The sequence below is a fragment of the Streptomyces sp. NPDC104831 genome (genome assembly GCF_055583025.1).
Map to the genome: position 1 here is coordinate 1 of NZ_JBVJOT010000078.1, position 21,715 is coordinate 21,715.

A 21,715-nucleotide genomic window follows, 5' to 3' on the forward strand; every position below is an offset into this window, starting at 1 on the left:
ACCCCCCCCACCCCCCCCCCCCCCCCCCCCCCCCCCCCCCCCCCCCCCCCCCCCCCCCCCCCCCCCCCCCCCCCCCCCCCCCCGACGGCACCCCCCCCCCCCCCCCCCCCCCCCCCTTTCCTCCTCGGTCCGGTGGGTTTGAGTCAGCGGACGGAAAGGGCCCCGCCGGGAGGGTCAGCGCTGCAGGGTGAGGACGCCCGGGCGCCACGGCAGCTGGTCGTAGGGACCGCTCGCGCTCGGGGACTTGCCCTGGTAGAGGAGCTGCAGGTTGCAGGGGTCGATGGTCATGGTCTGGTCGGGGTTGTTGCGGACCAGGTCACCGTGGCTGATGTCGTTGGTCCAGGAGGCACCGCTGTTGGCCTTGCCCGCGAAGGGGTTGCTCTCGCTCGCGGCCTGCGGGGTCCACGATCCGCTCAGGCTGGAGGCCGTGAAGGAGCGGAAGTAGCGCCCGTTCGCACCCATCGCCTCGACGATCATCAGGTACTGGTTCTGGCCCTTGACCTTGTAGACCTGCGGCGCCTCGAACAGGTTGGCCGTCGTGTCGCTCATGACCGTGGTGTACGAGGAGCCGAAGTTGCCCGGGAAGTTCCCGATCGGCATGCTCGCCCGGTAGATCTTGCCGTTGTCACCGGCGAAGAACAGGTACATGTTCTGGTCGTCGGCGATCAGGGTCTGGTCGATCGGCCCGGTGCTCGAACCGGAGATGCTGCCGGTGAACAGCGGCTGCGGAGCGGACCAGCCGTTGGGGTTGGTGGGGTCGCTCGACGTGCGGTAGATGAACGGCCAGGCACCCCACTGGTAGGCCAGCACCCAGATGTTCTTGGGCGCGAAGTAGAACAGCGTGGGCGCCACCGCGGACTGGCTCATCCCGGTCTGGCCGGTCGACGCCATGTCCGACCAGTTCGTGAAGGGGCTGAACAGCATCGAGCCGTACGACGATCCCGACACGTTCGACGCGTAGACCAGGTGCTTGCCGTTGTACGTCACGTTGGTGAAGTCCTTCACCGCGGCCCAGCCGTTCGCCGGCTGCGCCAGGGCACCCGTGGAGGACCACCGGTACGTCGACGGAAGAGCACAGGAGCCGTCCGTGGGCGGCGTCCCGGTCAGCCCGGTCCACTTCTGGTTGCTGCCGCCGTTGCACGTACCGACCTGCACCGCCGTGCCGTTGGCCGTACCGGCGCCGGCGGCCTCCAGGCACAGCCCGGACTCCACGCCGACGACCGTGCCGTCGGACTTCACCTGCCACTTCTGGTTCGCACCGCTGTTGCAGCTCCAGATCTGCACCTTGGTACCCGACGTGGTGGCATGACCCGGAACGTCCAGGCACTTGGTGCCGTACACGGTCAGCTGGTTGCCGTCCGTCAGCGTCCACTGCTGGTTGGTCCCGCCGCTCCAGCAGTCGTAGAGCTGCAGGGCCGTGCCGTCGGTCTGCCCGGCACCCACCACATCGAGACACCGGTTGGAACCCACACCGCGCAGGGCGCCGCTGGCAGCCGCCTGAGCCGGAGTGGCCACGAGCATCGCCGCCAACGCGGCCAGCGCCGCGACCACCGCGGCGAGCGCCGCGGACGAACGCCTGCGGCTGAAACTTCCTCTGTGCATGGGGACTTCCTCAACTTTGAGTAAGCGGTTCCGGTTGCCGACACGCGGCGACGGAGGCTGGATTGGCAAGTCCATGACATGCACCAGTTCCTATCGGTTCGATATACCGAACGCCAGCCGCAATCTCGGCCAACTGAAGGATAGGGAACCGGGGAACAACGTCAATACCTCTCGCACGGTCGCCTACACCACCGAAACATTCGGCCACACCAACCCTCGCCACCGCGCACGTCACCGAGGCGTACAGCAGGCCGGGGCATCGGCAGTGTTTCCGAACGCATGCCAGGAATCTCGCCTCGGGTCGGATGGCCGCGCGGTCCACGAGCAGAGGGCCCCTCCCCCGGAGGGAAGGGACCCTGATCACGCTCGCATCCGCGTACGCCTACGCGGGTTCCAGCACGGGCTTCGCGGGGAGCCCGCCGTTCTTCTCGCAGCGCAGCTCCTTGGCCATGGCCAGCGCGAAGGAGTGGGCGACGGTGGCGTAGGCGTCCTTCAATGCCTTGATGTCACCCTCGGGCTCTTCCGGCATACCCCAGCGTTCCACGCCGATGTCGATGTGGGCCGGTGTCGCCGGGCCGGCCAACTTGTCGCTCCTGCACCCGAAGCGGACATACGCCATGTCCGCCGCCGCCAGGGTTTCCTCCCCCATCTTCAGCAGGGTGAACTTCGGGGCGGGGGAGGCCGTCGTGGGTCCGTCGACCCGCCTCCAGGTGATCCTGAGTTCGAAATCCGGCGTACCGGTGGGCGTGTGGACACGGCAGACATCCCCGCGATACACCCTGGGGTCCCAGAACGCCTCGACCAGATCCGCCGCGGCCTGCGCGATCGTGTACTCCTCCGCCGATGCCTCGAACCGCGACGACCCCGTGATCGCCTTCAGTGCCCGGGAGGCGTCGGCGGACACGACACCGCCACCACAGAGTTGTGTCCCCGCAACGACCTTGTCATCCTTCGGACCTTTGTCCTTGCCCTCGTCCCCCCCACAACCCGCGGCTCCGAGAAACAACGAGCCGGCCACGGCCGCGGCAAGGAATCCCCCACGTACCGACCTACGACTGATCACTGTCCGCATCCTTACGTGTCCTCGGCCGTCCACCCGGTTTCAACCGGTCTCCGGGGCATTCCCCTGCTGGTTCTCCCGATCATTGCCGAGCCCGTAGCCGATCAGCATCGATTCGCGTAGGTCCTGCCCGAACACGCTGTTGGTGTCCACGCCGTTGTGCCGCAGGAACTCTTCCATCGGGGCCTCGGCCATGCTCTCACCGGCGGAGTAGATCTTGTCCTTCTCCTTATCCGCAAGGTCTTCCATCTTCTCCTTGTGCTCATCCACCGAGTTGTCGGAGATGCTGCCGATCATCTGGCCGATGACCTGTTCGGCAGCGCCACTGGCGGTATCCGTCGCCAGCGGGATGAGCACCGCGGCCGTGCCCACGGCCGCGGTCGCCGGCAGGAAGGCGACGCCCGCCGCGACACCGGCCGTGGCCCCGAACTCGATCCAGCCCGCCCGCTTGGCGACGGCCTTCTCGTAGTCCTCGTGGATCTTGAGGTTCGTCGCCTCCACCTGGTCGGCCCGGGACTGGTCGAGCATGCCCTGCACCTCGGCGCCCACGCGCACGGTCGCCCTGGCCCTGGCAGCGACCTGGTCGTCGATCTTCCCGTCCGGGCCCACCGCGCCTTCCAGCACGCTGCGGGTGTAGACCTGCTCCGCGGTCGAGACCGTCGCGTAGGCGTCCGGGTGCTGCCCCAGGGTGCTGAGGAAGCCCCGGACGACGCTTCGCCCGTTCCCGTCCACGGTGTCCGCGAAGTCGACGTGCCCCTCCGGATTCTTGCCCGGTGCGAACACGCTCTCCGGATCGTTCTTGGCCAGCGCCCAGTTGATGTCGTCGATGTAGCCGGCGCCCATGACGCCCAGGCTGTCGGCCATCGCCTCGTGGTGCTCCTTGAGCAGAGCCGGGTCGTCGCCGTATTTCTCCATGACCTTCTGCATGATCGCGGCGTTGTCCGCGTCCCGCACCACACCGGCGTCCGGGTGTCCGGCCGGGTAGCCGAGGGTCGCCGCCTCCAGGGCATGACCGAGGGCGTCGGGCATCTGGTCGAGCGATGCCTTGTTCTCTTTCGGGTCGAGCGAGTTGACGTCGGGGAAGGACTCCCATTCCTCGTTGCCGAAGAAGTCGAAGTAGTTGTCGATCGCCTCGCCGTCCTTGTTCTTCCCGAGGTCGGCCGTGGCACCGTGGTTGACCGTGCCGTCCTCGTTGTACGCGGTCGGGGGACCGGTGAAGAACTTCTTCGCCGCCTCCGGACTGTTGCCGAGTGCTTCCAGCATGGCGGTGGCCGGGTCGTATCCGGCGCCGTTGACGCCGGAGGGGTTGTACGGGTTCTTGAAGGGGCTGTTCACCACCTTGTTCTCGGCGAACATGTACGGGTTCTTCTGGTGCAGTTGTGCGACGTGTTCGGCGATCGGGTTGAGGAACTTGGCGTCGTAGTTCCCGTACCGCATGATCCCGCCGAGCAGCTGGTACCCGAACGGGCCGCCGTAGTCGTGCTTGGACAGCGGGATCCGCTCGGTACCCAACCTGCGCAGTTCCGGCCCCCACTTGTCGGTGAATTCCTTGTCGTGGGAGGCGGTGGCCAGGTTGAGGCCGAGGTTCTTCTGGAGTTCCTGGACGTCCTTGAGGCGTTCCGCGTCGACCTTGCCGTACTCGTACGTGTCCGTGGAGAGCTGCCCGAAGAACGCGAGCGACTTCTCGGGGCCGAGCTTCTCGTAGAAGTCCTTGGAGAACTCCGCCGACGAGCTGTTGTCCTTCAGCAGTTCGTTGAGCTGCTGGAGTTCGGCGTGTGTGATGTCCCGGCCCTTGGCCGCCAGAGCGGCGGCGCGGGCGGCCTCCTCCTGGTCCAGCTTCGTGTACGTCGGAGCGCTGAAGTCCTTGCGGTCGGTGACGTTGGCCTCCAGGGTGTTCTTGAGGGCGAGGTCGGTGTCGTTGCAGTTGTCGACGATGAGGTCGATCCTGTTCTGCCACGACTCGATGTTCCGCCGCTCCTCCCGCAGAAGCCCGCTGTAGTCCGGGTCGTGCTGCGCCGCGCGGTTCTCGGACAACGGGTGCCGCGCCGTGACCTTGCCGCTGCCGTCCACGCGGACACCGGCCGCGGGCCCCTCGTGGTCCCGGATGGCGATCAGGTCGTCCTTGGCCTTCTTGATCGCCGCGTAGCCCTCTTCCAGGATCCGCTGCACGCCCTTGGCCTCGGCCACGGCGTCCGCGAACTCCTTGACCGTCTTGCCGATGAACGCCTTGGTGACTCCTGCGTTGACGCCCTCCCAGGCCGCTCTGTCCGCCTTCGCCTTCATCCCGTCGGCAGCGTCCGTGGCGAGCTTGTCCAGCTTTCCCGCCATCTGCGACCAGTCGTCGGCGGCGGCCTTCAGCTTCGCCACCGGGGCGTCGATGATGTCCTCGTACTTCAGCATGTCGCGCGCTCCCCGAGCCCTACTTCATGTATTCCGTGAGCACGGATATCCGCTTCAGGTCTCCCTCGACCTTCGCCTCGCCCTTGGCGTGCTGCGCCTTGCTGTAATCGAGGTGATTCGAGATCTGCGCGCAGGCGTCCAGCAGCGTCCTCAGATGGGTCTGCCAGAGGTCGTGCACCTTCAGCACGGCCGAGCCGCTCGCGAAGTTGCCGTTGGTCAGCGCCGTCGCCGCGTCGAACGTGGAGGAGCGGGCGATGTCGCCGTCCTTCGCCAGCCGGCCCAGCAGGTCGTAGGCGTCATTGCCGATGGCGCCGAGGTCGTCCCGACTGACCACCAGATCGTTCCCACCGCCGCCTCCGCCACCGTCGGCCGGCACGCTGTCGATCCGCATGGCCGTACGCTCGGCCGCCGCCGCGCGCAGCTCGGCCCATTCTTCCTCGAACGTCATGAGTCCCCCCAAGTCCATCCAGGCAGGCGACATCACCGTACCCGCGCGGCCACCGACCTGATCACCCGTTCCCAGCATCATCACCCGCCCGCGTACGCCGCGTAGTTGATTTCCCGAAGCCCGGTCCGTTTCGACCGGCCGCACGTCTGAACAGAGTTGGTCCGTGGGCATCGGCAGACCTCTCCTGGGCACGGCTCTGATCGTCCTCGTCACCGCGGGCTGCGGCGGGTCGGGACCGGATGGCCACGCCTCCCGCCCTGCGGACGTCACGCCGCCGAAGAGCGGAAAGGAACTCCCCGTCCCGATCACCTCGGCCGAGCCCGGACTCCTGACGGCGCAGACGCTGCTCGGCGCCCTGCCGCCGGAACCTGCCGACGACGCCGCGTTCACGGAACGAGTGCTGTGGACGATGCGCAAACGCACCGTGGCCATGGCTGGGATACCGGGCAAGACCAGCGCCGCGTGCGAGGGCGGCAAGGTGAGCGAGGAGCCGGGCGTGACCACACGGTGCACCGTCGCCTACAACGGCGTGAAAGTTCCCTGGTCCATCCGCTTCGACGAGCCGGCCGGTGACTTGAAACCGTACAAAATCACCAACGGAGGACGGGCCGTGCTGACGGCCAAGTCTGTCTACGGCAAGTTCTGGCGGGAGTACAACCGGGTCGGCAAGCACCTGCGCTGCGCGAAGGTGCCGGACCTCGAACTCGTCGCATACGACCGGGACACCGGTCACCGCTGTCAGTACGCCGCGCTCGTCGACGGCAAGTCCCGTTGGGTCGATGTCCCGGTGAGCGTGAACGAGCACGGGGTCGTCTTCGACGACGGCCGCTCGCCGGAGTCATGACGGGACGGGTCCTCGCGCCCCACCCGGTGTGCGGGGACCGGCACGGCGGGCTGCCTTCGGCCGCCGCTGGCGCCGGACGGGCGGCACGTCCGTTCTCGGATGCTCGGGGATGGCATGGCGCAGGGGCCGGGCCGAGGACGACGACGGGGATCCACTCACGCCGGGGTGGGACGCGAGCCCGTCACACGCGTTGACGCCGTGTCCGAGTCGCCCCGCGGCGCCGGCCGTCGTGCCGGCGGCAGCTCAGGGCCGAGGCCGCAGCCATCGTGCCGCCTGTTCCCGGCTGACTCGGTCGGCGTCGACGTACCACTGCCGTCGCCGAGCGTCCCAGCGCGCGCCGAGCAGCCGTTTGGCCTCGTCCTTCTCCGCGTACGGGACGTTCAAGTACAACCGTCCCCCGCCGGAGGCCGCGGCGGAGGCGTCCGGCTGACGGGACGACCGCGGATTCCAGGCGGCCCGTTCCTTGCGGGCCCGTTCGATCACGCGGCCCACGCGCTCACACGCGGAGGGGTCGGTGAGGCGCATCATGAGATCCGTCGGACCCGAGTTGGCCAGCAGGTTGAGTGATCCGTGCCAGAGCACGGTGGCGTCCAGGATCAGCACCTTCTCGTGCATGCGCTCGCGGAACTCCACCTGGCAGCCGGCGCCTCGCAGTTGCTCGACCAGGCCACGGGCGCGTTCCACCCCCGCGTCCGTGGTCTGCTCCTCCGGCGGGCGGGTGCGGACGGTCACCTTGACGCCGTCGGCCACGCGCTGTGCCAGCCGGGTCGACCAGGTGCGGACCGGGCGGGGGTCGAGGAAGGGGCAGTAGACCTCGATGCTGCGTGTGGCCCGGTCGATGTCCCAGCTCACGGCCCTGGGAACCTCGTCCGCAGGGAAGAAGGCCGGTCGGGCGAGTTCCTCCTCGGTCAGTGCGGCGAGTTGAGCGGCGTCGCGCACGGGGATGAGCTGGTCGACGGAGAGGCACTGGGCGTGCGCCTGCAGGTGGTCGAGCATCCGCCGGGCCTCGCTCGTCACGGGCAGGTGCTCCCGCAGGTGCTCGACGTCCGCGATGACGACGAGGTGGTCCTGGGCCCTGCTGAGGGCGACGTTGAGCAGGCGGCAGGTGTGGGAGGACAGCCCGGTCCCCTGGTAGAAGTAGCCGGGTTGCCTGCCGGCTCCCGCCGTGGTGTCGACGATGACGATGGGCCGCTGGCTTCCCTGGAAGCGGTGCACCGTGTCGACCAGGCCCTCGTACTCCTGGCCGAAACGGTAGCCGAGGCTGCTGTTGAGTGCCTGCACCTGTTTGCGGTAGGGGGCGATCACGGCGAGCCGGTCGGTGGCTCGTTCCCCGGCGGGCACGTCCTGCCACTTGCGTCCGGGCAGCACACCCTCGTACTGGAGCCCTCGGACGAGTTCGTGTACGGCGGCCTCGTGGACGGTGTTGGTCTGGTGATCGCGGCCCGGTATGCGCTGAGCGGAGGTGTCGACGAGGATGAGCGGCGCGTCGACGAGCCCGTTGAAGGGGATGCGGGAGTCGTCGCCACGGCCGGTCCTGAGGGGCGCGTCGGGGTACGCCACCGTGTTCACGAGGTCGCAGATGGCACCGCGCATGCGGTACTGGGTGTCGAGTGCGACGAGGCGGGCGTCCGGCACCACGGAACCACCCTGGCCGACGAGTCCGGCGGCGTGGAAGACGTCCCGGGCCGTCCACTGCCGTGCGTGCTCGCGGTCTTCCGGTGTGGCCTTGCGGTCGGCATCGCCCTTCGTCACCGCGGGCAGCTGGCGGAAGTCGCCGGCGACCACGAGCCGCTTGCCCGCCAGACCGGCGACGTACCAGGCGGACGGCAGATCGACCATCCCGGCCTCGTCGACGACCACGACGTCGATCCGGTCGAGCAGTTTGCGGGTCTGCACCGCCTTGGCGACCGTGGCCCCGAGCACGCGGCACTTCGAACGCACGGTGTCAGCGATCTTCCGGCGCTGCTCCTCCAGCTCACCGATCTGCTGACGGAGGTGCTCGGCCTGCGAGACCAGGGCCGAGCGGGGCGGCAGAGTGGTGAGCCCCGGTCGCTGCGCCGCCAGATCCTGTTCGATGACCTCGATCTCCTTGCCGGCCAGGCGGACCTGCAGTTCCGCGGCGGCCTGTGCCCCGACCGCGTGTTCGGCGGCGGCGCGGGCTTGGCGCAGGCGGCCCCGCGCCTCGTCGAGCTTCGCCTGCTTGCGGCCCGCGAACATGCCGCCCGGCGTCCCGGTCTTCCTGATGAGATCTTCTTCCGCCCGGACCGCGCCGAGAGCGGCGTTCCGCGCGTCGATCTGTGCTGCCAGCTCCTGGCTCGCGCTGCTGTGGCTCTGCCGCGCCTTGGCGAGATCCGCACGGAGACCGTTCACCTTGTCGTGGAGGGCGATGCCCGCCTGGGTGTCCCGCAGAGCCGTGGCGAGCTGGGCGAGGGATCGCTCGATGCGGGCGCCCAGGGCCGTGGCGATGCGCTCCGGATCCACCTTGTCGCCGTACTTGTCGCGCAGCGAGGCCACCGTGATCTCACCGGCGCGTTGCACAAGGCCCGCATCGAAGCCCTGCTCGGCCGACAGCAGCTCGCAGATGCGTTCCAGGGCCTGATCCACGGCAACCTTGGTCGGGGCGAGGAAGAGCACCGAGTGGCCCTGGCGGTAGCACCCTTCGACGATGTGTCCGACCACGTCGGTCTTGCCCGTGCCGGGCGGCCCCCAGAGGAACAGTACGTCGCTGGCGAGGGCCTGTTCGACGGCCTGGCGCTGCCGTGGATTGAGCTTGAGCGAGTTCCAGCCGGCGACCCACTGGGCGGCGGAGGCGCCGCTCCTGCCCAGGCGGGGGGCGCCCTCCCCGAGGGCCCACCCCGCGCTGGCCGGGCGGACGGGGTGGTTCGCCTGCCCCACGGATTCGAGGCGCTCCGCGAGTACCCGCCAGGCGGCCGCGTCGTCCTCCCGTATCTGCACGTGGGCCGGTGCCGCGCCGAGGTCCGCCTCGGTGACGACACGCACTTTGCCCTCGGGCATCCGGGAGACCTCGGCCGGCGACCACGAACCGGTCGAACGGGAGGGGCGTATGAGCGCCGGCTTGCCGTCGAGCGCGTCCAGCCACTTCTTGCAGTCGAACACGTACTCGTGCCTGCCGTCGGCTCGAGCCGTTCTGCGCCCCGCCGACAGGGAGACCTTGGTGCCGTCCTTCCCGTCGCCGCGCAGCTCCGCGGCGACTTCCAGGCGCGCCGCAGTCACCAGGTCCTTCACCGGATACGGCAGCGCCGCTCCCTCGCTCAACCCCGCCCCCGTCGGCTACGAGAAGACTTTCGTCATGCCTGTGTCAGGAAGAGCGACTTTAAGCATGCGGAACGCCTGAACGAGCCTTTCCGGCCACGCAGGAGATGCAGCAGGAGAACCGATCATCACCGTGTAGCGGTCATACGCCGCGAAGTGAAGCCTTGTGGTCATGTGACCGGCGCCGGGCCTCCCGGCGTCAGCCCCGCCGTCGGGATTTCGCGCTCCTACCGCAGTCTTCGGGCGTGGATCCTCGTGCCGTGAGTGGCTTGAAGTTGCCGCCCGCCCTGCCCCCACATCTCGCCGCCGGTGGACCATGGCGCGCTGCCGGGCGGCCTGGAATGACTGCGTCAGGCTGCGCCACTCCTGCCGCGGGACGTGGGAGGGCGCGGCGCCCGCGGCCTCCCACGACGGCGCCCTGATCGAGACGGAGCAGGTGGCGGGCTCGTCCGCGAGTCGCCGACCTGACCCGCGATCAGCATCGCGCTCAACAGTTATGCGCACCTCTGTGGAAAACGGGACGCCGAACGCGCCTTGAACAACACGGCGCGTTCGAGCCAGAGTTCGTGACGGCGGCGCTCCCCCATACGCCGCCGGAACGGCATGGCACGTACCGCCGACGGCTCGTCCGGCGTCTCCTGAAGGCCCTGGGGCCACCCCACCGGCGGACGTGTCATGCCCATGCAGAGAGGACAGTTGTGCGCGTTTCCCGTATATCCCTGGCGGTCACCGCGATCGGCACCCTGCTGGCGGCCGCCGTCACCACGGGCGCCGCCGAGGCCGCGCCCGCTCCCACCGCACCCCGCTACGCGCCGACGATGGTCGCCGCTCTGGCCCGGTCCCTCGGCGTCAGCGAGGACGCCGCCGTGGCCCGGCTCGACCACCAGGCCACCCAGCAGCACGAACTGACCGCACTCGGCCGCGCGGGTGTGGCGACGGACGGCGCATGGTTCACCCCCGACGGCACGCTGACGGTGAACGTCTCCTCCGCCACAGCGGCCGCCGAGGTCAGAGACCACGGCCTGGCCGCACGCGTGCCACAGCACGGCGAGCGCGCCCTGGACCGGATCAAGGCGTCCCTCGACGCCCGGGCCCTGCGCGAGGTCCCCGACGGCGTCACCTCGTGGTCGGTGGACCTGCCCAGCGACACCGTCACCGTGCACGTCGTCCCAGGCCGCACGTCCGCGGCGGCCGAGTCGTTCCTCGCGGACGCGGCCTCCCGCGGCGACGCGGTGCGGATCCTGCACGACGGACAGCGCCTCGCCCCCCAGGCGACCGTCTACCCGGGCAGCAGGATGACGTGGACCAACAGCGCTGGCAGCTGGGTCTGCTCCGTCGGCTACGGCGCCCACGACTCCTCTGGCCGCCAGTACCTGGTGAGCGCGGGTCACTGCGTGGCCGACCTCACGGACCTGTACTACGGCACCGCGCACTTCGCGAAGGGTGTCCACAGCCGTTACGCACTGGGCCGGCGCAGCGTCGACATGGGCATCGCCCAGGTCGACCAGGACGACTCCATCGCCACCCAGGTCGGGACCTGGGGCACCGGAGCGAACGTCGCGGTCAAGGGCAGCAGGCGTGCGGCCCCCGGCGCCGCCCTGTGCAAGTCCGGCCAGACCACGGGCTGGACGTGCGGCGCGGTGAGGTCGTACAACGTCTCCGTCACCTACATCGACGAGCACGGCGGCCCCGACACCGTGGTCACCGGTCTGGCGAGCTCGTCGGTGTGCACGCAGGGCGGTGACAGCGGCGGTGCCTACATCTCCGGCGACCAGGCCCAGGGCATGACCTCGGGCGGCCCCACCGGCCAGCAGTGCTCGGGCACCAATTCCGGCGGCTCGTCGTACTTCCAGCCCCTCGACGACGCGCTGTCCTACTACGGTCTGACGCTCAACACGAACTGAGCACCACACCGGACGCACCACGGCGGGCCCGCCCCACGGGCCCGCCCCTCCGCGAGCGGCGGTGTGCCTGCCCGGCCGACCGGACAGGCGCAGCGCCCGCACGCCCGCCGCGTATGATCCCGCCCCACAGGACACGCACCAGCCTGGCGGAGGTGTCATGAGAAGGCCGCACGAAGCCGACGAGGGCGCCCCCTCCGCGGCGGCGCACCCCGCCACCGGCCCCGCCGCTCCCTTCGCCGCGGTCTTCCGGGACGCCGTCCAGCGGCGCGGACTCTCCCTGGACCGGGTGCGCGAGCGACTGGCCGCGCAGGGAATCAGCATCAGCCTCGCGACCCTCAGCTACTGGCAGCGCGGACGCAGCCAGCCCGAACAGGCCCACTCGCTGAGGGCCGTGGACGCCGTGGAGGCCATTCTCGACCTGCCGGCCGGCACCCTGCGCTCCCTCATCGGGCCGAGCCGCCCCCGCGGCCGCCCCACCGGGCAGGCCCCCGGACCGGACGTCTCACGCCAGGTGTTCGGGCGGCAGTCCCACATCGAACGCGCCCTGGGCCCGACGTTCCCCCGGTTCAACGACGACCTCGTCTCCCTGACCATTCACGAGACGGTGCGGTTCGACGAACACCGCCGGTTCCGGACCGTCACCGTGAAACAGGTGGTGCGGGCGACACGTGACGGAGCGAGCCGCATCACCGTCGTGCACGACGAGATAGCCGCGGAACACGCCACCTTCACCGCCCACTGCGGGCGGCTCGGCGTCGTGCGGCGGCTGCCCGAGCTGCGGACCGTCGTCGCCGAGGTGGAGTTCGGCCGGCACCTCGCCCGCGACGAGACGGCACTGATCTCCTACACCTTGCGGTACGGCCCCGAACCGGCGGCATCCCCGGCTCACCACGAGCGGCGGCTGCGCACGAGCCCGCACGAGTTCCTGCTGCACCTGTGTTTCCACCCCGACGCGCTGCCGTCGAGCTGTCACCGCTACTCGAGGGAGCGGATCGGCGGCCCCAAGCGCTCCGAGCGCCGCACCGCCCTGGACGTGTCCCACACGTCGCACCTGCTGCTGCACCGCTGCCCGCCCGGCGTGTACGGCATGTCCTGGGAGTGGCCCGGCTGACCCCCTCCGGTACCGGCGGCACGGAGCCGGCGGTCCTGCCGTCCGGCTCTCACGGCGTGAGGACGGCCTCCTCGTCACATCGTCAGCGGCCCTTTCCGGCAGGCTCAAGGATCGCCGGGTCGGAGCGGGTTTCTCCGGCTCGGCTTGTCGCGCGTGGGCACCTTGAGCGTCAAACGAGCGTCACGATCGGCATCCCTGCCACGCCGGAAAAGCCGCCGGCCTGACCGCGGCCCGCCCGAGGAGGGCATGCCCGCGTGGACAGGGGCCGCCGGTGAGTGGTCTGCCGTACTGCCACCGGCGTCCCGTACGCGGCCCTCCCGCCGATGCCGGGCGCCGGCAGCCTGCGGCACCCGGCGCCGCGTGCACAGGCACTCGGCCGGCCCTGTCTCCCGGCTCTCGGTGCCTGAAGTTCGGCAGCGGCACGGGCCACCCGCGGATGAGTGAGGGGTGCCTGTACCCGAACGTCGACACCGCACTCATGGCAGCGCCCGTCACGCGGGCTCTTCTCCGGCGCGCTCATCCAGAGTGGCGGGTGGCGGAGCGACACGAACCCACGGATCGTCAAGCACAAGGTCATCCGACACCCACAGGACTCCGCCGCCCCCAGCCCAACTGCCAAGCCGTGAGCCACACTCAACCCGAGATGATCAGTCAGAAGTCGTCCGCGCCGTTGCGCAGTTCCGGGGTCCAGTAGCCGGTGAGCGCCTTGGCCGGGTCGACGGCGATGCCGCCGCTGCCCGGCGCGGTGACGGCGATGACCGTGGAGTCGCCCTCCAGCTGCACGGAGAACGCCGACACAGGCTCGTTGTCCTCGTCCACCCCGCCGTCCGACAGCTTCACCAGGGCGTAGGCCGGAGCCCCCGCCGAGAGCACGACCGGCGTGGCCGGCTTGCTCTTGGCGACGGCCGGGACGTCCTGCTTGTGGCTCTCCAGGAACTGGATGTGCGGGAAGCCCGTCAGCCGGCAGGAGTGCCCGGAGGTGTTGCGCGCCGTGAGGACGATGTGGGTGTAGGGCGGGCCGTCCTGCGTGGCGGCGGTGACCCGGACGTCCCGCGCGGCGCAGACCGGGGTGGCGGCCGTCCCCCGCCCACCGGTGGAGCCGGTGGCGCCGGTCGAGGAGGCGCCGGTGGAGCCCTTCGCCCCCGCCGAGCGCGCGGAGGCGGCCGACCCCGCCGCCTCGGAGGTGACCGTGTCCTTGGCGGCCGTCGTCGCGCCGGCCTCCGGGGACGACGCCACCGTGACCGACGTGGTCGGCCGGGACGACGACGCGCCGCCGGAGTCGCTCTGGCAGGCGGTGAGCGACAAGGCGAGAGCCGTGCCCGCGACGGCGAGCAGCGTGGAGCGGTGCAGCGTGTTCATGGAGAGGTCCCCCGTGCGTGGTGCGGGCCGCGGTGCGGTGCCGCCGGCCCGGATGGTGATGCCGGTCGGTCGACGACGGAGGGCGTCCCGGCCCGTGCGCCCCGGTGCCCCACGAGCCCGTCCGCCGGGACGGCCGGACCCGCGCAGGCCCGTGAACAGGCACTCCGTGTCTGCCTTCAGTCGACCACTTCCGGTTGTCCTCGCCCAGGCAGTTCCACCGGCAGAAGTACGGTCGGCGATACTTCTGCCGGGGGGCTCTCAACCAGACGAGCCGGACGATCAGGAATCCACGGTGCACGACGGCACGTCTTCGGGCAGGAACTTCGGGCAGCGGTTGCGGGCCTTGCGGTTGAACGCCGGAATGAGCCAGGAGGCGCTGTCCCACGAGGCCGGCGTGAGCGTGCGGGCAGTGGCGGACATGGAGCGCGGGCGGACCCGGGGCCCCCAGCGCCGTACGGTGCGGGCGCTGGCCAAGGCGCTGGGCCTGGATGCGGCTGAGGCCGGCGCGCTGGAGGATGCCGCGAGCCTTGGCCGGCCCCGCCCCTGCCGGTCGGCGGACGCCGCCGCCCAGTTGTCCGCCACCGAGCCGGCGGCCGCCATGACCACGCGTGCGCCTGACCTGCTGCCGCGCGCACCGCGCGGCTTCCACGGCCGGGCGTCGGAGCTCGCAGCCCTCACCCGGGCTACCGCGGGCGAGGCCCCGGTCTGCTTGGTCGTCGGGCCCGCCGGGGTCGGGAAGACCGCCCTGGTCCTGCACTGGGCCCACCGCGACCCCGCCGGACTCACCGACGGGCGCCTCTATGCCGACCTGCGCGGCTTCAGCGACATGGGCGAGCCGGCCGCCGTCGAGGTGCTGCGCGAGTTCTTGGCGGCCTTGGGCGTGCCGCATGAGCGGGTACCGGAGTCGGAGAACGGTGCGGCCGCACTGTTCCGGTCGCTGGCCGCCGATCGCCGGCTGCTGGTCGTCCTGGACAACGCCCGCGACTCCGAACAGGTCAGGCCGCTCCTGCCCGGCGGCGACCGCTGCGTCACCGTCGTCACCAGCAGGCACCGGCTGCCAGGGCTGATCGTCAGCGACTCCGCCCGGCCCGTCGCCGTCGACGTCCTCGCTCCCCCGGACGGCACCGCCCTGCTGTCCCGAGTCCTCGGCACGCACCGGGTGCACGCCGAGCCGGCGGCCGCGCGCCGCCTGGCCGAGCTGTGCGGCGGGCTGCCGCTGGCCTTGCGGGTGGTGGCCGCCCGCCTCGCCGGCCGGCCCGACTGGTCCCTGGACTCGATGGCCGCCGAACTGTCGGACCGGACACGCCGCCTGGGCCTGCTCGACCTGGAGGACACCGGTGTCCGCGCCGCACTGCACCTGACACTCCAACAGCTCCCGGCGCACATCTCCGGGGTGTTCGCCCATCTGGGCCGTCACCCGGGCACACACGTCGACCGGTACGCGGCGGCCGCCCTGGCCGGCACGGACCCGGCGGCCGCCGAGAGCGCCCTGGAGCACCTGGCGGCCGCGCACCTGCTCACCGAGACGTCGCCCGGCCGGTGGGCGATGCACGACCTGGTGCGGCTCTACGCCCGCACCCTGGACGCCCACCCCGACACCCTCAAGCGCGTTCTCGACCACTACGTCGCCACGGCCATCGGGGCCGTGGCGGCGGCCGAACCCGGCTCGGAGGACTGTTTCCCGCTCCCGTCCGACTTTCTCGCGCCCGCTGCGGTGCGAAGGTTCGACGACCGCTCCGCCGCCGTGGCCTGGTTCGCCGCCGAGCGCGACAACCTCACCCAAGCGGTCGCCGCGGCCAACGCCGCCCCACTGCACGACAGGACCTGGCGCATCGTCATGACGATGTGGCCGCTGATCGTGTGGCGCGTGCGCGACGGCTGGGTCCCGCTCCTGCAGACCGCCCTCACGGCCACGCGCGCCGCCGCCGACGAGCACGGCGAGGCCCGGTTGCGCAACGTCCTCGGCTGGGTTCTGACCGAGGAAGACCGCACCCCGGAAGCACTCGTCCACCTGGAGGCCGCGTCCACGCTCGCCGCCCGCGCCGGCGACGCGTTCGCCGAGGCCAACGCCCTGATCGTGCTGGCCATGGCCCAAGCTTCCCTGGGCGGTCTCGAAGAAGCCGCCCACAGCTGCGAACGCGCGGCCGACCTGGCCCGTCAGATCGGCGACCGCCGGATGGAACGCCTCGCCACACAGCACCTCGCCCGCCACCAGGCCGACGCCGGACACTGGCACCAAGCCCTCGCCACCGCGACCCACGCCCTGGCCTTCGAGGACCGGCCCGAGACAACCGACATCCCCCACATCCTGCTGCTCGTCATCATGGGAGAGGCACTGCTCGGACTCGGGAAACAGGCCGAGGGCATCACCCAGCTCGACCTCGCCGCCCGGGAAGCCGAAGCGGCCGGCTACGACGACGGCGTGCTGCGGGCACTCACCGTCCTCCTGCGGGCATCGGCGAACCCGGAGGTCCAGGCACGGTACGACGCGGCACTCACACGACTCACCACACGCGCCTGACCCCTGAAGACCCCCCGCACCTCACGAGTACGCGGCCTGCTCATCCGGTCCCACTCCAGCCTGGGACGCGCCTTGAGAGCCCGGTACCCGGAGACGGGTACGCCGGGTTCGGCGAGCGGCACGGAGAAACGGACCGGTGGCAACACCGGCACCGCTCTCCGTGCCTGCTCAGCAGGCGCCCCCCCGCATGACGACGGAGCGGAGCCATCAGGCCCGAACCGGCCAACAGCCTCTCGGGGTGGGGCCGGAGCGTGCCGGGGGCAGGCGGACGGCCGGTCAGGAAGTGAGGCGGTCAGAGGACGTGGACGCGAGCCGCGGGTGGGGTGGGGCGCCGGGGGTGTGATGGCTGGTAGGGCGGAGGGGCCACCAAGGGGCCCGGCCCAGGAGGGTGGCCAGGGCCGGGACCAGGGCGAGCGAGAGGACGACGGCGGAGAGGAGGATGCCGAGCGTCAGCGCGAAGGCGATCTGCGCGCTGCCGGGGGTGGTGGCCAGGGTGGCGAAGGAACCGGCCAGGACCAGGCCGGCGGTGGCTACGGCGGGTGTGGTGTGGCGGACGGCACGGGCGACAGCGGCGCGGGCCGGGCCGGGCCGGTGCATCTCCTCGCGGATCCGGTCGGTGACGAGGATGTTGTAGTCGGTGCCCAGCGCGACGACGAACAGGAACAGCACCAGCGGGAGGGTGAAGCTGACGCCGGGCTCGTCCAGCACGTGCTGGAACAGCAGGGTGGCGGCGCCGAGGGTCGCGGCGAAGCCGAGCCCGACGGAGAGCATCAGGACCACCGGGGCGAGCAGGCTGCGCAGGAGCAGCAGCAGGATCAGGGCGATCAGGGCGGCGGCGACCGGGAAAACGACCGCCAGGTCGTGGTCCACGGCGACGGAGACGTCGGCGAAGACCGCCGCCGTGCCGCCGACGTGGGCACTCGTTCCGGCGGGCGTGTGGGCGGCGACGGCGGCGCGGACCGGGCCGGAAGCCAGGTCGCGGGCCCGTGCGCTCTGCGGGTCGGCGGTGAGGAAGAGGTCGATCCGGGCGGCGCGGCGGTTCTTGTTCAGGACGGTGCCGCCGACCTGGCCGACGCCCTCGGTCTTGGCGAGGGCGCGGGAGAGGCCGTCGAGCCGGGCGGGGTCGAGGGTGCCGCCGTCCGTGGCGGTGACGTAGACGGTGGTCGGGTCGGACACGCCGGCCGGAAGGGCGCGGGCGATCTCCTTGGCGGTGGCTGCGGCCGCCGTCTTGGAGTCGCCACCCTGGCCGTAGTCCATCCGTATCCCGGTCGCCCCGGCGGCGAGGGCGCCGAGCAGCGCGACCGAACCGAGCAGGAGGACCATCGGACGACGGGCGACGAAGGCGCCGTAGCGGGCGGCCGTGCCCGCCCGCGGCTCCCGGTCCAGGCTGCGGGAGGGCCAGAACATCTTGCGGCCGCAGGCGGCGAGCAGCGCCGGCATCAGGGTGAGACTGCCCAGCAGCATGACCAGGACGGCGACGGCGATCGCCGGGCCCAGCGAGCGGAACTGCCCGAAGCTCGCCACACCCAGGGTGGCGAAGGCGGCCACGATGGTCAGCGCGGCCGAGGTGATAGCGGTGCCGACCCGGCCGGACACCTCGGCGGCCGCCTCGCGGGCGGGCTGGTCAGGCCGGGCGCGCAGTTGCTCGCGGAACCGGAAGAGCAGGAACAGCAGGTAGTCGACGCCGATGCCGAGCAGCACCACGGAGATCAGGCTCGGGGTGGAGACGTCCAGTCGCAGACCGGTGAGCGTCGCGGCGCCGGCCACGGCTCCGGCGGCCACGCCTCCGATCACGGTGACGGCGAGCAGTGGCAGCACGGCCGCGAGCACGCTGCGGAACACCAGCACGTTGAGCAGGACGATCAGCACGGTGACCAGGCTGCTGCCGATCAGTGCGGCGACCCGGTTGTCGTCCGCGCTGTCGGCGGCTTCGGCCAGTCCGCCGGTGAACCCGGTGCGCATCCCGGCGGCGTCGAACTTCGCGCGGGCGGACTCCCGGAAGGCCCGGTAGACCTCCTGGACGCCCTCGTCCACGGCACTGCCGGTGAGTTCGACGGAGAGCAACTCGAAGCTCCGGTCGGGCGCCGTCATCGCCGGGGCGATCCGGGGGGTCTGCGAGCGGTCGGGCTTGAGGAACGCCGGCTCGTCCTCCTCCCTCGGCATGGTGACCCGGCGCTTGCCAAGCTCCGCCGCCTCGGCCTCGATCCGCCGCCGGTCGCCCTCGGTGAGCGCCTTGCCGTCGCTCCGGGCGACCAGCACCGTGATCGTGGTGGCGTCGGGCTTCACCCCGAACTCCTCCTCCGCGATCCGCAGGGCGGCGGCCGAGTCGTAGCTCTTCGGCAGGAAGTCACCGGTCTGGGACTGGGTGACCCGGCCGAGCAGCATCGGGCTCAGCGCGCCCAGCGCCAGTCCCAGCACCGCCCAGAGGGCGATGACCTTCCAGGCGTGTCTGGTGGAGAATCCGGTCAGTGCGCGGATCACGGTGCCCTCCGGCTGATGGACGCGAACGTCGGACTTGTCGCCGGGGGTTCCCGGCGCGCTCACAGACCATCAGGCGAAGGGGGTGCCGGGCGTCCGGACGGTGGACGATCAGGGCCCGGGCCCCCGGTCCCCCAGCGGGCCCGAACCGGGACCGTGCTCCTGGTCCGCCCGCCCGCCCTCGGCCGGAGGGACCATCCGGGGCCGGGCGGGCCGGTGCCAGAATGAGACATCACCGCCGGTCGACCGGGAGGACGAGTATGGACGGGCGTCGACATCCCGGCGCGGCCTCGGACAAGGTTCCACAGGACCGCACGGGCGGCCTGCCGTGGACCCAGGCGGACGCGCTGACGGCCGTCGGAACCGGCTCGCTGGACCTGCTCGCCCACCTGGCCGTCAGCGAGGTGGCGGGCACCCGAGGCGTCGGCGTGCCGGGCTTGGTCCTGCTCGTGCTGTCGGGCGTGCCGCTGCTCGCCCGGCGCCGCCACCCGGTGCGGGCGCTCGCCGCCGTCCTGGTGCTCCAGTCGGCGATCGACCTGTCGACCCCGATGGGCATCCACTTCGGCCTCGTCCTGATGGTGGCGGTGTACTCGGTCGCCCGGAACCGCGCCTGGCCGGTCACCGCAGGCGCCGGCGCGGCCACGGCGCTGGTGACGATGCTGAGCCAGAGCGACTTCCCGGTGCCGTCCGCGGAGGCGGGCATCGCGGCCGTCGCTTCCACCGCGCTCGTGGCCGGCAGCGGCCTCACGGTCGCCCGCTGGCAGCGCCAGGTGGACACCAATCGCCGGCTGCTGGCCGACCGCGCGGTGGCCGAGGAACGCCGCCGCATCGCCCGCGAGTTGCACGACATCGTGGCCCACCACATCACCACCATGCAGCTGATGGCCGGTGGCGCCCGCGCCAACCTCGCCAACCCGGAGGTGGTGCGAGAGGCCCTGGTCACCCTGGAATCCTCCGGGCGGCTGGCCCTGCGCGAGATGCGCCAGCTGCTGGACGTCCTGCGGACCGGTGACGAACCGGACGCCGCCCCGGCCTCGCCCCAGCCCGGGGCCGACGACCTCGGCCGGTTGGTGGACGAGTCCCGCCGGGCCGGGCTGCCGACCGCGTTCAGCGTGCGCGGAACGCGTCGGCCGCTGCCGCCGACCGTCGGCCTGACGGTGTTCCGGATCGTTCAGGAGGGCCTGACCAACGCGCGCAAGTACGCGGGCCCGGCCAGCGCGTCCGTCCTGCTGGCTTACCACGCGGACGGGATCACCATCGAGGTGCGCGACGACGGCCGGGGCGTGCCGTCCAAGGACGCGAGGCACGAACCGGGTCGGAGCGGGTACGGCCTGGTCGGCATGCGCGAGCGGGTCGCCCTGCACGGCGGCACCCTGGCGGCGGGGCCGCGGCCGGAGGGCGGCTTCGCCGTGGTGGCCGAACTGCCTCTGGCGGCGGAGGAGACGGCTGAGGCGGCCGTCCAGAGCGGGGAGCCCACGGAGCGCGTCGGCAGCGGGCCGCGCGGGCAGGCGGTGTACCGGTGACGGCCGCGACGCCCGGGATCCGGGTCCTCATCGCGGACGACCAGCCGCTGGTCCGGCGCGGCCTGTCGCTGATCCTCTCCCCGGACCCCGCCTTCGAGGTGGTGGGCGAGGCGGAGGACGGGGCGCAGGCCGTCGCGCTGGCCCGGCGGCTGAGCCCCGACGTCGTGGTGATGGACATCCGGATGCCCGTCCTGGACGGGGTCGGCGCAACCGAGGAGCTGGCCCGCACGCTGCCCGGATGCCGGGTCCTGGTGCTGAGCACCTTCGACATGGACGAGTACGTGGTGGCCGCGCTGCGCGCCGGCGCGTACGGGTTCCTGCCCAAGGACGTCTCACCGGAGGACCTCGCCGCGGCGATCCGTACCGTCCACGCCGGGGAGGCGGTGGTGGCCCCGCGCCTGCTGACCCGGTTGATCTCCGCCTACGTCCGCACACCGCACGGCGCCCCGCCACCGCCCGATGTCGTGGCGGGGGAGCTCACGCCCCGCGAGGTGGAGGTGTGGCGGCTGATGGCCACCGGCCTGGACAACCCCACGATCGCCCGGACCATGGGCATCAGCCACTCCACGGTGAAGAACCACATCACCAGCCTCTTCGACAAGCTCGACGTGCGCGACCGCGCCCAGGCGGTCATCGCGGCGTACGAGTCCGGCCTGGTCACCGCCCGCCCGAGGGACGACCGGACCGGACGGAGGGATTAGACGGGAAGGAACAGGGCGGCGCGGCACAGGCGCGAGGGCTCGGCGCGCGGCGCGCGCACCCCCGTCCTTCGCACCTTGGTGAAGACCAGCGCGTCACGGTCGAGCCGGTGGATGCGGCGTTCGAGTGCCTTTGGGACGCGGGCGGGAGCGGGACCTCGCGGCGGGCACGGACTCACCGCGATGACGGTCGACCTCGGCGGGGATGCCGATGGCAGCGTCGTGGGTCGCCGCGGAGACCAGACGCAGCGCGGCCCGCTCGTCGCGGTCCATGGACCGGCGGGGCGCCTGCTGCCCGAGGAGCACGGCGATGTCCGTACCGAGCGCGTCGGCGATCGACAGCAGCGACGGCAGGGAAGCCGTCCCGCCGCGTTCGAGCTTGCGGACGACGCCGAGGGACACACCGGCGGCCTCCGCTAACTGCTCCTACGTCATGGCACTGCGCAACGCCTTCGAGCGCTCAGAGGTGGTGTACTCCGACCACTGCATGCTCC

13 protein-coding genes and 1 pseudogene are annotated in these 21,715 nt (G+C 71.6%); 6 read left to right on the top strand and 8 right to left on the bottom strand.

The genetic code is table 11. The features are described 5' to 3' along the window. Nucleotides 1-174: 174 nt before the first annotated feature. The 4 genes from ACZ63H_RS34570 to ACZ63H_RS34585 all read right to left on the bottom strand — a co-directional run bounded on the left by ACZ63H_RS34570 (nt 175) and on the right by ACZ63H_RS34585 (nt 5,510). Nucleotides 175-1,602 (bottom strand): non-reducing end alpha-L-arabinofuranosidase family hydrolase, encoded by a 1,428-nt coding sequence (locus ACZ63H_RS34570; protein ID WP_469871963.1) that lies wholly within the window; start codon nt 1,600-1,602, stop codon nt 175-177. A 382-nt stretch (nt 1,603-1,984) separates the two neighbouring features. Then, nucleotides 1,985-2,506: a hypothetical protein gene (locus tag ACZ63H_RS34575; RefSeq protein ID WP_469871965.1), complete on the bottom strand. Its 522-nt coding sequence runs from the start codon at nt 2,504-2,506 to the stop codon at nt 1,985-1,987. Nucleotides 2,507-2,704: 198 nt separating this feature from the next. Then, complete coding sequence (locus ACZ63H_RS34580; RefSeq protein ID WP_469871967.1) at nt 2,705-5,062, bottom strand: hypothetical protein; 2,358 nt, start codon at nt 5,060-5,062, stop codon at nt 2,705-2,707. A 19-nt stretch (nt 5,063-5,081) separates the two neighbouring features. Beyond that, entirely contained in the window at nt 5,082-5,510 is a 429-nt protein-coding gene (locus ACZ63H_RS34585; RefSeq protein ID WP_469871969.1) for a hypothetical protein, read from the bottom strand. Between the two features lie 163 nt (nt 5,511-5,673). On the opposite strand from ACZ63H_RS34585, the gene ACZ63H_RS34590 reads away from it, so the two are divergent. Beyond that, on the top strand, nt 5,674-6,354 hold the full coding sequence (locus ACZ63H_RS34590) for a hypothetical protein (RefSeq protein WP_469871971.1): 681 nt from the start codon (nt 5,674-5,676) through the stop codon (nt 6,352-6,354). A gap of 243 nt (nt 6,355-6,597) precedes the next feature. On the opposite strand, the gene ACZ63H_RS34595 is transcribed toward ACZ63H_RS34590, so the two are convergent. Next, entirely contained in the window at nt 6,598-9,630 is a 3,033-nt protein-coding gene (locus tag ACZ63H_RS34595; protein ID WP_469871973.1) for an AAA domain-containing protein, read from the bottom strand. Between the two features lie 695 nt (nt 9,631-10,325). Between ACZ63H_RS34595 and ACZ63H_RS34600 the strand changes: the two genes are divergently transcribed. Both ACZ63H_RS34600 and ACZ63H_RS34605 read left to right on the top strand, forming a co-directional pair. Next, nucleotides 10,326-11,531, top strand: a complete 1,206-nt coding sequence (locus tag ACZ63H_RS34600; RefSeq protein WP_469871975.1) for a S1 family peptidase — start codon at nt 10,326-10,328, stop codon at nt 11,529-11,531. Between the two features lie 157 nt (nt 11,532-11,688). After that, nucleotides 11,689-12,642, top strand: a complete 954-nt coding sequence (locus ACZ63H_RS34605) for an XRE family transcriptional regulator (protein ID WP_469871977.1) — start codon at nt 11,689-11,691, stop codon at nt 12,640-12,642. 651 nt (nt 12,643-13,293) lie between these two features. Here ACZ63H_RS34605 and ACZ63H_RS34610 read toward each other — a convergent pair. Next, a complete protein-coding gene (locus ACZ63H_RS34610) occupies nt 13,294-14,001 on the bottom strand; it encodes a DUF4232 domain-containing protein (RefSeq protein WP_469871979.1) in 708 nt (235 codons plus the stop codon). Nucleotides 14,002-14,362: 361 nt separating this feature from the next. Between ACZ63H_RS34610 and ACZ63H_RS34615 the strand changes: the two genes are divergently transcribed. Beyond that, on the top strand, nt 14,363-16,522 hold the full coding sequence (locus tag ACZ63H_RS34615; protein ID WP_469871981.1) for an ATP-binding protein: 2,160 nt from the start codon (nt 14,363-14,365) through the stop codon (nt 16,520-16,522). 276 nt (nt 16,523-16,798) lie between these two features. Here ACZ63H_RS34615 and ACZ63H_RS34620 read toward each other — a convergent pair whose 3' ends face one another. Then, nucleotides 16,799-19,003, bottom strand: a complete 2,205-nt coding sequence (locus ACZ63H_RS34620; RefSeq protein WP_469871983.1) for an MMPL family transporter — start codon at nt 19,001-19,003, stop codon at nt 16,799-16,801. A gap of 257 nt (nt 19,004-19,260) precedes the next feature. On the opposite strand from ACZ63H_RS34620, the gene ACZ63H_RS34625 reads away from it, so the two are divergent. Then, nucleotides 19,261-20,523: a sensor histidine kinase gene (locus tag ACZ63H_RS34625; RefSeq protein WP_469871985.1), complete on the top strand. Its 1,263-nt coding sequence runs from the start codon at nt 19,261-19,263 to the stop codon at nt 20,521-20,523. Beyond that, nucleotides 20,520-21,224 carry a response regulator gene (locus tag ACZ63H_RS34630; RefSeq protein ID WP_469871987.1) on the top strand — a complete coding sequence of 235 codons (705 nt, stop codon included), beginning with the start codon at nt 20,520-20,522 and terminating at the stop codon, nt 21,222-21,224. The genes ACZ63H_RS34625 and ACZ63H_RS34630 overlap by 4 nt, the downstream gene beginning before the upstream one ends. Nucleotides 21,225-21,317: 93 nt before the next feature. Here ACZ63H_RS34630 and ACZ63H_RS34635 read toward each other — a convergent pair. Further along, a pseudogene (locus tag ACZ63H_RS34635) lies at nt 21,318-21,635 on the bottom strand (hypothetical protein); the annotation flags it as partial. Between the last annotated feature and the right edge of the window lie 80 nt (nt 21,636-21,715).